The 14,258-nt window shown below is 71.2% G+C and carries 10 protein-coding genes; 5 read left to right on the top strand and 5 right to left on the bottom strand.

Annotated elements, in window-relative coordinates:
* On the bottom strand, positions 1 to 3,461 hold a 3,461-nt coding region (locus ACFVHI_RS17910; protein WP_380340356.1), incomplete at its 3' end, for an AAA family ATPase.
* A gap of 16 nt (positions 3,462 to 3,477) precedes the next feature.
* Positions 3,478 to 4,998 (bottom strand): esterase/lipase family protein, encoded by a 1,521-nt coding sequence (locus tag ACFVHI_RS17915; RefSeq protein ID WP_380340359.1) that lies wholly within the window; start codon positions 4,996 to 4,998, stop codon positions 3,478 to 3,480.
* 187 nt (positions 4,999 to 5,185) lie between these two features.
* Between ACFVHI_RS17915 and ACFVHI_RS17920 the strand changes: the two genes are divergently transcribed.
* Together ACFVHI_RS17920 and ACFVHI_RS17925 are read left to right on the top strand one after the other, a co-directional pair.
* Positions 5,186 to 6,097: an IS5 family transposase gene (locus tag ACFVHI_RS17920; protein ID WP_380340362.1), complete on the top strand. Its 912-nt coding sequence runs from the start codon at positions 5,186 to 5,188 to the stop codon at positions 6,095 to 6,097.
* A gap of 268 nt (positions 6,098 to 6,365) precedes the next feature.
* Positions 6,366 to 7,235 carry a HEAT repeat domain-containing protein gene (locus tag ACFVHI_RS17925; protein WP_380340365.1) on the top strand — a complete coding sequence of 290 codons (870 nt, stop codon included), beginning with the start codon at positions 6,366 to 6,368 and terminating at the stop codon, positions 7,233 to 7,235.
* A 23-nt stretch (positions 7,236 to 7,258) separates the two neighbouring features.
* Here ACFVHI_RS17925 and ACFVHI_RS17930 read toward each other — a convergent pair whose 3' ends face one another.
* The 3 genes from ACFVHI_RS17930 to ACFVHI_RS17940 all read right to left on the bottom strand — a co-directional run bounded on the left by ACFVHI_RS17930 (position 7,259) and on the right by ACFVHI_RS17940 (position 9,547).
* On the bottom strand, positions 7,259 to 7,528 hold the full coding sequence (locus ACFVHI_RS17930) for a hypothetical protein (RefSeq protein ID WP_244293804.1): 270 nt from the start codon (positions 7,526 to 7,528) through the stop codon (positions 7,259 to 7,261).
* A gap of 5 nt (positions 7,529 to 7,533) precedes the next feature.
* The gene (locus ACFVHI_RS17935) at positions 7,534 to 7,833 is read right to left on the bottom strand and encodes a DUF4277 domain-containing protein (RefSeq protein WP_159398682.1); all 300 of its coding nucleotides are present in this window, start codon (positions 7,831 to 7,833) and stop codon (positions 7,534 to 7,536) included.
* Between the two features lie 424 nt (positions 7,834 to 8,257).
* The gene (locus ACFVHI_RS17940; RefSeq protein WP_063352183.1) at positions 8,258 to 9,547 is read right to left on the bottom strand and encodes an acetyl-CoA carboxylase biotin carboxylase subunit family protein; all 1,290 of its coding nucleotides are present in this window, start codon (positions 9,545 to 9,547) and stop codon (positions 8,258 to 8,260) included.
* A 425-nt stretch (positions 9,548 to 9,972) separates the two neighbouring features.
* Here ACFVHI_RS17940 and ACFVHI_RS17945 point away from each other — a divergent pair, with 425 nt between their 5' ends.
* The 3 genes from ACFVHI_RS17945 (at position 9,973) to ACFVHI_RS17955 (ending at position 13,998) form a co-directional block, all read left to right on the top strand.
* Positions 9,973 to 11,253 carry an MFS transporter gene (locus ACFVHI_RS17945; protein WP_063352182.1) on the top strand — a complete coding sequence of 427 codons (1,281 nt, stop codon included), beginning with the start codon at positions 9,973 to 9,975 and terminating at the stop codon, positions 11,251 to 11,253.
* 132 nt (positions 11,254 to 11,385) lie between these two features.
* Positions 11,386 to 12,618 carry an acetyl-CoA carboxylase biotin carboxylase subunit family protein gene (locus ACFVHI_RS17950; RefSeq protein ID WP_063352181.1) on the top strand — a complete coding sequence of 411 codons (1,233 nt, stop codon included), beginning with the start codon at positions 11,386 to 11,388 and terminating at the stop codon, positions 12,616 to 12,618.
* Between the two features lie 402 nt (positions 12,619 to 13,020).
* A complete protein-coding gene (locus tag ACFVHI_RS17955) occupies positions 13,021 to 13,998 on the top strand; it encodes a TauD/TfdA family dioxygenase (protein ID WP_063352179.1) in 978 nt (325 codons plus the stop codon).
* The last annotated feature ends 260 nt before the right edge of the window (positions 13,999 to 14,258 follow it).

The raw sequence follows: 14,258 nt of genomic DNA on the forward strand, positions 1-14,258 counted from the left end.
TCCTGGGTGCGGGTGGCGGGGTTCCAGATCCGCACCGTCTCGTCGCCGCCGCTGGTGGCGAGGCGGGGGGTGCCGTCGGGGGCGGTGAACACCGCCACCGCGTTGACCGAGTAGGTGTGGCCCGTGACGAACTCGTCGTCCTGGGTGCGGGTGGCGGGGTTCCAGATCCGCACTGTGCCGTCGTTCCCGCTGGTGGCGAGGCGGGGGGTGCCGTCGGGGGCGGTGAACACCGCCATCGCCTTGACCCCGCCGGTGTTGCCGGTGAGAGGTTCGCCGTCCTGGGTGCCGGTGGCGGGGTTCCAGATCCGTACTGTTTCGTCGCCGCCGTCGCCGCCGGTGGCGAGGCGGGGGGTGCCGTCCGGGGCGGTGAATACCGCCACCGCGTTGACCGAGTAGGTGTGGTCGGTGATGAACGCGCCGTCCTGAGTGCCGGTGGCGGGGTTCCAGATCAGCACCGTCTTGTCGCCGCCGCTGGTGGCGAGGCGGGGGGTGCCGTCCGGCGCGGTGAACACTGCAGCCTCCGCCACCCAGCTGGTGTGGCCGGTGAGGGATTCGCCGTCTTGGGTGCCGGTGGCGGGGTTCCAGATCCGTACTGCGCTGTCGCCGCCGTTGCCGCCGGTGGCGAGGCGGGGGGTGCCGTCCGGGGCGGTGAACACCGCCAGCGCGTTGGCCCCACGGGTGTGGCCGGTGAGGAGCTCGCCGTCTTGGGTGCGGGTGGCGGGGTTCCAGATCCGCACTGTTCCGTCGATGCTGTCGCTGGTGGCAAGGCGGGGGGTGCAGTCCGGGGCGGTGAACACCACTACCGCCCTCACCTCGCCGGTGTGGCCGGTGAGGGGTTCTCCGTCCTGAGTGCCGGTGGCGGGGTTCCAGATCCGCACCGTCTTGTCGTGCCCCCCGGTGGCAAGGCGGGGGGTGCCGTCCGGGGCGGTGAACACTGCCACCGCGCTCACCCAGTTCCCGTGGCCTGTGAGTTGGAGATGGAGATGCCGTCGGCGGACAGCGCCGGCAGCCAATGTGGGGGGCCAGGTTGCAGGGCTGTGGGCGTGGGTTTCGGCAGGCGGCGGGGTGCCTTGGATGTAGGTGGTGCCGAGTCGCCGCCACCACCGGCGCCACCCAATGGTGGCGGGGCCCTGCTGGCCGCCGGAGTCTGCCTCGTTGACGCGGTTCCGGAGGAGGACGGTTCCGGCGATGGCGGGCGGAATTGCGTTCATCGGCAGCCCATGGTGGAGGGCAGCGGTGGTGATGCTGGCGAGGTCGAGGACATCGAGGACGCTGGGGGAGTCGGCTAGTGCCTGGAGGGCTCCGGCGGTGTGACCCAGCCGCGCATGGGTGATGAGGTGATGGCGGATGTAGGGGCTGATGTCCTCGGACGATGGGGAGGTCCTGCCGCTCGGGTCCAGGGTTACGAGAGCGTTGCGGGCCAGGGCGGTGGTGATGGCGGCGTGTGCTGCCGGGGCGTCGGGGGCCGCGGTGAAGTGCTCGGTGAAGGTGTGGTGGGCGAGACGGTAGACGCTCTGGCCGTGCTCCTGGTCGATGGCGAGGTAGGGCGCAGCGTCGCGGACCAGACCGGGGATACTGCCACCGATGTCGCTCGCACCGTCGGGCGTGAGGACGCTGGCGGTGCAGGTCCAGACGCCGTCCTGGTCGGGCAGGCCGCGGCCCTGAGCGAGGCCGAGGGCTTTAAGGAGGGGGGCGTAGTGGGGGTCGATGCGGTGAAGGCGCGCCAGGGCCCGGGCGAAGAGCTGGCGGTGGGTGCGGCCGACCAGCGGGGTGGGGTCGGCCAGAAGCTCGGGGGCGCCTAGGAGTTCGTGGGCGGCGAGGCGGACGTAGAGGAACTGTTGCGGTTCGGTGCCGTCCTGCTGGTGGTCGGTGACGAGTCGACGGACGGCGGTCTCGATGCTCGTGTCGTCGGCATCCGGGATTTCGTGCTGCCGGGCGGCGTGGAGTTTGGCGCGCAGGTACCCGGCGAGCGCGTCCTGGTTCTGCGTCACCTCGATGCACTTCAGGTCGGTCCCGTGGGAACGGGGGCTGAGGGCGTCGAGGATGTCACTTTCGTCGGGGGCGGGGCGGTCGGGGCCTTCCTTGGTGGAGCGGCGCGTACCGATGACGATCCGAACCTGAGGGAGGGCGGCGAGGTGGCGCAGGAGGATGTCGGCGAGGGAGAGGGGTTGTTCGGCTTCGTCGAGGGCGTCGAAGAGCAGCGTCAGTGGTTCGTGCCGGTAGCGGAGGCGTTCGAGGAGTCGGGCTGCGAGATCGGCGGGTGGTTCGCTGTCGGCCGCTTGCAGGGCGAGGTCGGGCAGGTCGGTCGCTCGGGCGACGAGTCGGATGACGTGGGTGAGGTTGAGGCCGGAGAGGTGGACAACGAGGTCGAACGGGTCGTCCGGACAAGGCACCTCGGGCGGTAGGGGCTTCAGGTGGCCGTGGCGAATAAGGATCTCGCGCAGCTGGGTGTTGGTGTGGTGGAGGATGTGGCCGAGGAGGGCTGATTTGCCGGAGCCGGCGGGGCCGGTGACGACGAGGGCGCTTTGGGTCGCGGTGGCCAGCCAACGGAGGATCTGGTCACGTTCCTCGGTGCGGCCGTGGAAGTACCAGGCGAGTTCGCCAAATTCGGCGCCGGACGCCTTGGGGAGGAAGTGGCGCTGCTCATCGACGGGCAACTGCTCGATCACGGCCTGGAGTTCGGCGATCTTGTCCAGGGACGCTGAGACGGAGGAGGCGGCGTCAGGCAGGACGCGGACCAGCTGGTCGCGGTGGTTGTCGACCTTGATGGCGTCGTAGCCGCGGAGGTCGCGGGCGAGCTGGCTGCCGAGTTCGGCGAGGCCGATGATCTTCTGCCCGAGGAAGGTGATGGTCAGGGCGTGTTTCAGGGCGCGGGTGAAGTCGCCGAGTTCGGTGCTGCCCTCGGCGGCGGTGGACAGCAGCAGGAACCTGTCGACGCCGCGGTATTCGGTGATGAGCGTGCTGTGCACCTTGAGGGCGAAGTCCTTGGAGAAGCAGGCGTCCAGGACGACGATGGCCCAGCTGTCCTCTGCGTCGCGATGGAATCGACGGCTGCCGATGGCACGGGCGACTTCCTCCGGGTGGACGCCATCGTCGATGGGGGCTTCGGTGCGGTGGTGGGCGAGGTGGTTGGCGCTGCCGTGGCCGACCCAGTAGAGCACCGTGTTGCCGGAGTGGGAGACGGTGAGCCGTTTCCAGTCGCCGAGCCGGTCCTCGACTGCCTGCCGATCCCGTTCTTTCTCAGGAACCTCCCACCGGTTGACGTGCAGGCCGTAAGGGGCTAGCAGGTCGGCGATCGCCCGCACGTGCTGTTCGGTGTCCAGGTCCTCGTGGTGCCGGTAGGCGGTGAAGTTGATCGGGAACAGCTCGACGCCCCCGCCCTCGGAAGGTGGTCCGGCCGTCTTGTGGCCGGCGTCGGCGGGAACCGAATGGGGCGGGGTGCCCGCGTGGGGAGTGGTCATGGGTGGATCGCTGGGGTCAGGCGTCGGGCTGGGTGACGAGGACGAGTTGGGAGACGGGCGCGTGCCGGCCGGTGTTCAGGACCACCCGGTACAGGTCCGGCGCGTCCGCGGTGAACCGGGCCGACAGGGCCCCGTCCGTGCGGTCCGGGTCGCGGTGCAGGGTCAGGGGGTGGCCGGGGCGGCCGGTAGTCGCCGAGCGCACGCTCAAGGTGACCCCGGCCCGGGTGTCGAGGCCGGTGACGGTGAAGGTGAGTGGTGTGCCGAGGGTCCCGCCGAGGTGGGGGGTCTCCAGGCCAGGCCCGTCGCCGGTGCCGTCGCCGAGGTGGACGCCCTGCGGGCGTTCCAGTGCGATGCGGCGGATCTGTCGCAGGACCTCGTCGTGGCACATCAGCGTGCCGTGCTGGCCGAAGACGTAGTGGACGGCTTCGGTGCCGGTGCGGGCGGAGGGCATGTGGACGGTGCTGTCGCCGGAGGCGTTGTGGCGGGCGGGGATGCCGGTGGCCGGGTCGCGGACGAGTTCGCCGTCGTCGCCGACGTCGAAGGCGTAGTGGCGGCCCGCGACGACCGAGAGGTCGGCGCGTTGTTCTTCCAGGGTCTGTACGGTCGGTTGGGCTTCGCCGACGATCGCCCGGTGCCCCGGCAGCAGGAACCTGTTCTCGCGGTAGCGCGCCTGCTCTCCCAGGGAGCGGGCGGCCAGGTCTCGGTCGCCGCCGAACCGGGCGACGTCGCCCGGGGCGAGGCGGTCGACGTCCAGGCCGCGGTCCAGGCAGCGGTAGCCGGGCAAGAGGTCGTGGACACCGGGCAGGGTCGCCGCCATCGCCTGCACCCGCCGCACCAGCCGCTCCGGCTTCGCCCCGGTGTGAAGGAGGTTGAGCGCCAGGACGGACTTCGCCGAGCCCAGGAACGGCGTCCCGACGGTGACCACCGCCCGGGTGTCGGCCGCGAGTTCCGGGTCCTGCTCCAACGCGGCCCGCACCACCAGCCCGCCCATCGAATGCGCCACGAACAGCAGCCGCGGCCGCGCCCGCCACTCGGGCACGGCCGCCACCCGCTCCCGCCACAACTCCAGGTGCGCACGGGCCTGACGGGCCAGCAGCGCGCCGTTGTAGGCGACCGCCAGGCGCCAGTCGTAGGGGAACGGCTCCACCGCCTCCGGCGCCAGCGTGACCTTCTGCAGTACCTCGACCGCCTTGCTGTAGGGGTCCAGGCCCTGGAAGACGTGCAGGTACCACGGCTTGGCCAGCAGTCCGGTGGCGCGGATGCGGGTCAGCGGGGCCCGCCGGGCGGTGTCGGCATCGGCTTCCTGTTCCTGGGCATTCGCCCGCAGGGTGGCGAACAGGGCCTCGCCGGTCAGCGCGTCGGTGAGTGTCGCGAGGTTGACGCCCCACAGCGGGTGGCTCGTCGCATCGTCCTCAAGGATGCTGCCCATGATTCCCGGCACCACCACGCACGCGTCCCGGGTCCGGTCGTCGAACACCGGCGGCGACCCCGCCACCAGTACTTCGTGCCCCCGCCCGTCGCTCCCCGCATTCTCCATGCCACCAGACGATAGACAACCGCGTCCGCCTGCGTACGGGCTTCACCGAAGGAGACGCCCCCACCCGCAGACAGGCCGCGAAAATCCCTGCCGGACTCGCCGCCCCAGGCCGGGCACCGGGTCCCGGGACGGTGCCGGGCGGCGGCTCGGCGGCACTCCGGTGACCGGGCGGGCCGTTGGCCGTGCCGTGGAAGCCAGGGGTGATCTGACCGATGCCCAATGGGAGCGGATCGAGCCGCTGCTGCCGGTGAGCAGCGGGCGGTGCGGCCGGTGGCGAGATCACCGGCAGGTGGTGAACGGGGTGCTGCACCGGATCCGCACCGGTGTTCCGTGGCGGGATCTCCCCGACCGGTACGGGCCGTGGAAGACGGTACACGAACGGCACCGGCGCTGGTCGGCGGACGGTACCTGGCAAATGCTCCTGGAGCGGATCCAGGCCCGGGAGGATGCTTCCGGGACCATCGACTGGGACATCTCGGTCGACTCGACGGTCGTACGCGGGCACCACCACGCCGCCGGCGCCCGGCACACCCCGCCGCCTGCGTCTGGCACTGGCCGCAGCACTGGCCGGGCCGCGGCCGACCGGCCGGCAGGTGGCGGCGGAGCTGCGGGCGAGGCGCTCGGCCGCTCACGCGGCGGCTTCACAACCAAGATCCACCTGAGTGCGGATGGCCATTGCCGGATCCTGTCGTTGGTCATCACACCGGGGCAGAGCGCCGACTGCACCCAGTTCGAGCCGGTCATGGACAAGATCCGCGTTCCGAGGCTCACCACAGGCAGACCTCGCACCACGCCGGACAGCGTCAGCGCCGACAAGGGCTACTCCAACCGACGAACCCGCCGCTACCTGCGAAGACGCGGTATCCCACACGTCATCCCCGAGAAGGCCGACCAGACGGCCAACCGCAGCCGACGCGGCAGCGCCGGCGGTCGGCCGCCAGGCTTCGACCAGGACCGCTATAAGAAACGCAACACTGTCGAACGAGCGATCAACAGGCTCAAGGCTTTCCGCGCCGTCGCCGCCAGGTTCGACAAACGCGCCTACATCTACCTCGGCACCCTCACTGCGGCTGCCCTCGCCATCTGGCTCCGCTCGTGATCGCCAGGACAGTGCCTAGCACGTCCGTGGCTGCGTGGCTCCGTGGCTCCCGGTTCTCCCTCGCCGAAGCGGCGCTTCACCGGTGGCGGGCCCTGTCACGGGTCCGCCATCACGTCCGCAGTCGGAGTCGTCGGCCGGTTCGACGTCCTTCTTGGTTTGTCGGGAAGTGCCCCCGCAATGAACGATAGTTGAGCAACCGGGCGGCGCCGTCCGGCGGAGAAGGTGCCCACCCTGACCCGCTGCTCCACTGAAAGCTGGCCGACTCCCCATGGACCTGGCACACGAGGCGATCGACGGCCTCCTCACGGACTACCTGTATGGGGACGACCGCGCCCTCGACAGCCTGCTGGCAGCGGGGCCGGCGAGTCTTCGTCGGCTCCTCGCCATTCGGGCGGGCCGGGCCGAGCCGGGCTGGGACATGGCGGAGATCGTGCGCCGCGACCGGGACGACTACCGGCGCCCCTTGGAAGCGCAGATACACCTTGCCCGTGCCTTCCCGGACACCTTCTTCGACGAGGTTGCGGAGGACCCTGCGCAGGAATCGGCACTCATGGAGACGCTGGAGTACATCAAGGATCCGCGAGCCCTGCCGTTCCTGGAACGCCAACTGCGCACCCGTAGCCCGGAGTACCGCCGTCGAGCGCTGCGGGGTCTGGCCGAGAACGGTTCGGCCGATCACACCGAGGCCGTCGCCGCGTGCCTGGCGGATCCCGAGACGCGGTCCGAAGCGGTGGACACGCTGGCGCGGCTGGGCGACGTCCGTGCGGTCGGGCCGTTGCTGCGCGAGCACCTGGCGGACGACTCCTCGTTCGCCAGGTGCGCCGGAGCAGCCCTCGACCAGGTCGAGCAGCGCATCGGCGGGCCGCTGGTACCGCCGGCCTGGCGCGAACTGGGGCCGGCGGTGTTCACCGCGCAGGCCGTGATGGGCGTGCCGTGGTGCGTGGCCGAGGTTCTGGTGGAGCCCGGTCAGACGGTCCGGGGCGGCGAACTCATGGCCGTCCTGGAGAACGACGCGATCTGCCAGGAGCTGATCGCGGACTGGCCCGGCACGGTCACGGAGGTCCGGATCGCGGTGGACGACGAAGTTCCTGAGGGGGCCGTCCTGCTCGTTGTCCAGTCCCGTCGCCGGATCGGCTAGCCCCGCACTTCGCACTTGGGCTTTTAGGTCTGCAGCCAGCGGGGGCGGGTTTCGTCGATGCCGAGGAGTTCGAGCAGGTGTGCTTGGACTCCTCGGCTGATCAGGATGGTGGGCGGGTCGGTGGCGGTGCCGGGCCGGATCTTGAGGCTGGCGAGGTGGTAGAAGATCAGGCGGCCGGTGGGGCGGACGGCCCGGCTGTCGGGGTAGAGGCCGCGCATGGTCTGCTCGGGGCCCAGGGCTTGGCGGACCTGGCGTTCGATCAGGCAGAAGACCAGTAGAGCCAGGCAGATCACGGTGATCAGGGCCGCGATGCGTCGGTTGTGCTGCAGGAAGATCGGGGCGACCGCGAGTGGGGTTCGATCCCGAAGACCTCGTCCACCGCCCACTCGGCGGCCCAGTTGCCCACCCGCACCAGCGGCGCGGGCGCGGACAGCCGGTTGGCTACCAGTACCTTGATGACCTGGCCGTGCGTCAGGTGCGCGACATCGCGCACCGGGCACAGCCCGTCGATGATCCCGGCCACGTCCAGCCGGCGCAGAAACTCGGCAGAGGCGGGCAGAGCACCCAGACGCCTCTCCATCACGGGCGCGATCTCCACAGCGAAGCGTGGACGGTGCACCCGGGACCGCGGCGAACGAGATATCGACGACACACCTCATCCAACGACCCGCACACCACCGAGGTACCGGCCACATCATCAGTTCATCCAAACCACGCACGTGCGAAGGACGGGACTAGCACTCCCGCGGCCTGGGGCCGAGGCCACCAACGATGTAACCCACGGCTGAATGCCGAGAAGGTCAGCGGCTGGGTGATCGCGGCCGCTGTCGCTTGAATCTGGTTGCGGGGCACCTCATCGGCTTCGGGAGTGCGCTCCTGCCCTTTGTCGCTGCTGGCGAAAGCCTGTGGGCTCCCGAACGCCTCACCGCCGCCTGCGTCCCCTTCCCGCCCACCGCTTGGTCCCGGCCGGTCCTGCGGCGGTGGGGTCGCTCCGTTTCCTCACCGCCGCAGGGCCACCGATCTCACGGCTGGACGGCGCGGTAGGTGAAGAGGCCACCGGGCTGGAGGCTGGCGAAGAGGTCAAGGAGGGGAGCCGCGGAGTCGGCGACCGCGACGATGCGGGCCATGGTTCCGCCGGGGGTTCCCTGCTGCCAACGGGGGCGGTCGCCGACGGCGTACGGGAGCTCCGCCTCTGCGACACCAGGAAGTACGAGGAGGGCCTCGACGGTCGGGGCGGCGGTGAGGACGGTGTCGTGGTGCGGGGCCTGGGGCAGGAGGAAGGCCGTGCTGCGCGTGGGCGGAGAGAAGTCGGGAAGCTCTCCGCCGGTGGCGATGGCGGCGCAGGCCAGCACCGAGTCGAAGGAGCAGCAGTGGTGGAGCATCTCGGTGACCCCGCCGCCGATGCGGCTGTTGACCTCGATGACCCGGGGACCCTCCCGGGTGAACATGATCTCGGTGTGGACGCCGGAGTCGGTGATGCCCAGGGCACGGATCGCCTGGGACGCGCAGTCCAGCAGCGGGGCGAGGACGGTGTCCGGCAGCACCGAGGGCATGATGCCGCCGTTCTCCCGGAAGCCGGGGGAGAGCGGGAACTTGTCGGTGACCGCCAGGTGCCGGACCGTGCCGCGCCGGACGAGTGACTCGACGCTCGCGTAGGTGCCGTAGCAGGGGTCGTTGTGCGGGCCGATGCCGACCAGGAACTCCTCCAGGACGAAGTCCGGTACGGGGCCACCGCGGGGGTCGGCGGCGTAGTCGGCGCAGGCGGCGGACCAGAGTTCGGCCAGGTCGGTCGTGCTGTCCACCTGGAAGGTCGCCAGGCTTCCGACGCCGGCCTTGGGCTTGAGAACCGCGGGTAGGCCCACGGTCCGGGCGGCGGCGCGGAGTTCGTCGAGGTCGCGGACGGACGCGAAGCGCGGGGTGGGAATGCCCGCCTCGGCCAGCAGCCGGCGCTGCTCGTGCTTGTTGCGGATGGCCGCGAGCGACCTCGGCGCGTTGGCCGGCAGCCCGAGGCGGGCGGCCGCGGTGTGCACCGGTTCGAGGGCCATTTCACCGAAGCCGAGGATGCCGACGGGCTGCCAGGCCTTCGCGACGTCGGTCAGTTCGTCGGCCGCCGTGTCCTGGCCCAGCACGGTCGCATGGGTGCACCACTCGTCGAACAGGGCGGCGCGGGCGCGGTTCAGGTCGGGGTCGGGACCCGGGATCCAGAGGATGTGCAGCGCGTAGGCCGAGCACAGCCGGGGGAGGTACCAAGCGGGCCGGGGGCCCGTCGGCACGTCGAGCAGGAGGAGCCGGGGCAGGGGAACGGTCGACACGGGCGCCGCCTTCGGTCGCGGTCAACGGGGGGAGTCGGACGCCGGTCCTGGCGCCGGTGGAACGGGTTCCGTCAGCAGGGCGCCGAGGTCGGCCGGGTGCACGTCGCCGGGATGCCGAGCCACCGGGCCGACGCCGACCGGAGCGACGGCGGGTGGTCCCGGCGGCTCGACTCTCGCAGACCAGCTCCGTCCCTGGCAGCACGGTCTGGTCGTCGTGATCACGAATGTCGCAAACAGGAGACCCGTGCCCTCCGGGGGCAGCGCCACGGGCGTGCGCCGTCGTCTTTACGCCTGGCGCAAGTCCGCCGGTGCCCGGCCCGCCGATCCCCTTCCCCCGCCTGCACAATGAGCTGCGTCGTCACGGTCCGTGTCGGCCCGTCGCACTGTGCGGACGGGGTGGGAAGCATGACGGAGGGGGTGGACCCATGCTGTCCGGGAAGAGCCCGGCCGTTGAGCCGGGGCAGCCGTCGGCGTCGCAGTTCGCGGTCTTCTTCGGCGGCCAGGTGTTCTCGCTCCTGGGTGACGGCCTGGCGTTCCTCGCCGTGCCCCTCGTCGTCCTCGAGCTGAGCGGGGACCCGTTCGCCGCGGCTCTGGCCGCCGCGCCGCGGACCGTCGGCTACCTGCTGGTGGGCCTGTTCGCGGGCGCGTTGGTCGACCGGCTCAACCCCCGGGCGACCATGTTGGCGACGGACGCCGTCCGCTTCTCGGCGTTCCTGACGCTGGCACTGCTCGCGAGCACGGGGAACCTGCGGGTCTGGATGGCCCTGGTGCTGGCGTTTCTGGCCTCGGGGGCCGGCGTCTTCTTCGAGACGGCCCTGACGGTGGCGGTCCGCGACCTGGTCCAGGGCCGACGGCTGGTGCGCGCCAACTCCTGGCTGGAGGCGACGAACCAGGCCTCGCTCGTGGTGGGCCCCGGCCTGTTCGGCGCGCTCAGCGCCCTCTTCGGGCTGAACACGGCTCTGTTCGGCAACGCGGCCACCTACCTGCTGTCGCTGGCGACGATCTTCACGATCGGACGGTTCGGCGGGACGCCCGCCCGGGCCGGGACGACGACCCGGGGCGCGCTCCGCAGGCTCCGCGCGGACGTGGCCGACGGCCTGCGCTTCCTGCGGGACACCCGGCTGATCCTGCTGCTGACCGGCCTCCAGGCCACCGCCAACCTGTTCATCGCCGTGGAGACACTGACCCCGTTCTACCTACGGAACCAGCTCGGTTTCGGAGATTCGGCCCTGGGCGTGGTGGTCGGCCTGGGCGGCCTGGGCGGCGTGCTGGGTGCGGCGGGCGCATCCCGGCTGGCCACGCCCGGGCGGCGGCTCGCCGTGGTGGCCCTGAGCGCGGGCTGCCTGGGGGTGGCTCTCGCCCTGATGGGGCTGGTCGACAGCCTCGCCCCGTTGGCCGCGCTCAACCTGTTGGTCAGCGGTTCCGCGGTGCTGGCCGTCGTGGTGATCCGCAGCGTTCGGCAGGAGTTGGTGCCGCGGGAGGTCCTCGGCCGGGTGACTGCCACCGCCCGGATGGCCGCGCTCGCCGCGAGCCCGCTCGGAGCGATGGCCGCCGGGTTCCTGACCGGGCTGAACCACTCCGATCCGCGGCCGGTGTTCGTCGGGTTCGGCCTGCTCGCCACGGTCACGGCGGCGTTCGTCTGGTTCGCCGGGCTGCGTGATCACGCCCCGGGCGGCGCGCGGGCTCAGGCACCGGACACCGTGTGACCGGTGCGGTCGGCCCGCTCCGGTTACGGGCACGTCGACGCGTCCACGTGCCGATGTGCCGACCTGTCCCGCATCGCCCCGGCGGGTCACCAAGTCGTCAAGTCAACGAGTCAACGGAGGGAAGAGAACGTCATGACGCATCTGTTGGTGATCAGCGTGGGCACTGAGGTGTACCGCCGGTACATCCTGGAGGACCTGCGTGCGGCGGGAATCCGGGTGACCGCGGTGCAGGCCGCGCCCCAGCGGCCGTGGGCCGCCCCGCTCGTCGACGTCACGTACGAGGTGGACCTGCGGGATCGGACCCAGGTGGTGGGACTGACGGAGAAGCTGCACGCCGCGGAGCCCTTCGACGGGGTCCTGACCTACGACGAGGCGCACGTCGAGCTCGCGGCGGAGGTGGCGCATGCGCTGGGCCTGCCCGGGCTGTCGCGGGAGGCGGCGGCCAGGAGCCGGGACAAGCGGCTGATGCGGGAGGCGTTCCGGGTGGCCGGCGTCCCTTCGGCCCAGAGCGTTCTCGCCATGACGGCGGACCGGGCGGCCGAGGCCGCCGAGCTCATCGGCTACCCGGTCGTCCTCAAGCCCCGCAACCTCGGGGGCAGTTACGGGGTCGTCCGGGTCGACGACGAGGAGCGGCTCCGCGAGCTGTTCCAGGTGGCGGTCGGTGCTCGGATCGACCGGATCGACACCGTCCCCGGAGTCCTGGTGGAGGAGTACCTGGAGGGCCCGGAACTCAGTGTGGAGTCCGTCGTCCAGGACGGGCAGGTCCACATCTGCGGGTTGACCGAGAAGGAGGTGGGGTTCGCCCCCTACTTCGAGGAGCTCGGCCACGTCTGCCGGAAGCCGTCGACGTACCCGGGGTACGCGGAGATCGAGCGGGTCGTGGTGGCGGCCCACCACGCGCTGGGGATCACCTACGGGGCGACGCACTCGGAGTTGCGGATCACGGCGCGGGGGCCCCGCATGATCGAGACGGCGGCCCGGCTGGGCGGGGAGAAGATCCCGTACGCGACCCGGCTGGCCACCGGGGTGGACCAGGTGGCGCTCACGGTGGCCGCGCTGACCGGGGGGCGGGTCGAAGTGCGCCCTGAGCGCGAACTGTTCGCCGGCGTCCGCATGGTCTACCCGTCGCACGACGGGCGGGTCCGCACCCTGGGGCACCGGGCAGGCGCGGAGGAGCTGTGGCACGAGCTGGTCTGGCACGCGACGCCCGGGCAGGACATGGCGCTGCCGCCCCGGGGGTTCATGACGAGGCTCGGCCACATCGTCGTCGTCGAGTCCTCCAACGAGGCCCTGACCGCGCGCCTGCGGGACTCCGTCGCGGCCCTGACGATTGAGCTGGATCCTCTGCCGGCGCAGTCCGCCTGATCCGGCGGTCGGCCGAAGTCCCCGGCGCCGAACGCGGGTGCCCCGTTTCCGGATTGCGTCAGTCGTGATTGTGACGCCCGATCATCCTGTCCGGGGCCGACGGGGCGTGGGAAGCTGAAACCGGTCGCACTCGGTCGCGGATGCGACCGGGCTCCGGCCGCGCGCCACCGGTCTTCCCCTATCCGGTTCGAGCTGCGAGGTCCGCCGGTGCCGTAAGCGCCGGAAGGCGCCGATCGTGCCGAGCCCGGTGAAAGCGCCGAACGTGCCGAGCCCGGCGAAAGCGCCGAACGTGCCGAGCCCGGCGAAAGCGCCGAACGTGCCGAACATCCCGATGGGCCGAGGCGGCCGGATGTCACCGCCCACCATTCTTCTCCGACCATTCCCGACCCGAGAGGGAGAACCATGCCAACTTCGGTTCTACGACTTGAGCTGACCGATTCCGAGGCGCTGCAGGTCCGGAAGCTGCTCGACGATGTCCTGCTCGATCCCCGGATCCTCGATCAGCACTACTTCCTCGAACAGGCACACGTCATCGCGCACGAACTGCCCCGCCGCATCCGGGAGACGTTCTACTCCTTCAAGCGCAACGAGCGGGAGGTCGCACTCCACATGGTGGGCTCCCCGGCCACGCGGGGCGCCCTCAGTCCCACGCCGACCCGCTACGTGGAGACCGAGCCCGGCTACGAGATCAACGAGAGCCAGGTTCTGCACGGGCTCTACGGAAGCCTGCTCGGGGAGCCGATCGGGTACGTCTCGCAGCGCGCGGGCAGCCTCTTCAACTCGATCATCCCGATCCCGGGCCTGGCCGGCGTCGCGAATTCCAGCTCCGGTTCCAACCACGACTTCGGCTTCCACATCGAGGACGCCTTCCACCCGACCCGGCCCGACTTCCTCGGTCTGGTCTGCCTGCGGAACGACGAGGGCGCGGGTACGACCCTGTCGAGCATCGAGGGCATCGACACGCTGACCCCGCAGGAGTGGGAGGTCCTCTGGGAGCCGCGGTTCCGGATCGGCCACAACCCCATCCACGAGACCTCGGGCGTGATCGACGAGGAGCAGCAGTCCATCTTCTTCGGGAACCGCGAGAACCCGTACTTCCGGGTGAACTTCGCCGCCCTGCGGATCGACGAGTTGACCGGGATCGAGCGGACCGCGTTGGAGAAGCTCCACGAGTTCCTGCAGCGGAACAAGGTGACCCTGGTCCTGCGGGGCGGCGAGTTCGTCTACGTGGACAACTACCGCTGCGCGCACGCCCGTGACGCCTACACGCCGCTGCCCGAGGGCCGTTCGCGGTGGCTGTCGCGGCTCTGCGTGACCAACGACCTGCGCAAGTCCAGCATGCTGCGCGCGGACACGATGAGCCGCGCCATCGCGGCCTGAGAACCATGCCGCGGGTCCTGTCGGCCCGACCGGGCCGACAGGACCCGCAGGGCGGGACGGGACGGCCGCGCGGCGGCTGGTAGGACGTCGGACCTCGGGAGGAGGAACAGGGGTGATCGAGTTCGAGCGGGTGTCGACCGGTCCGTACGGCGGGGGGGGGGGGGGCCGGGGGGGGGGCGGGGGGGGGGCCCCCCGTGGCCTAAAAGAATACCGGGGGGGGGGGCAGGCGGGGGGGGGGGGGCGGGCGCCCGCGGCCGCCC

The organism is Kitasatospora sp. NPDC127121 (assembly GCF_042677305.1).
Classification (GTDB): Bacteria; Actinomycetota; Actinomycetes; order Streptomycetales; family Streptomycetaceae; genus Kitasatospora.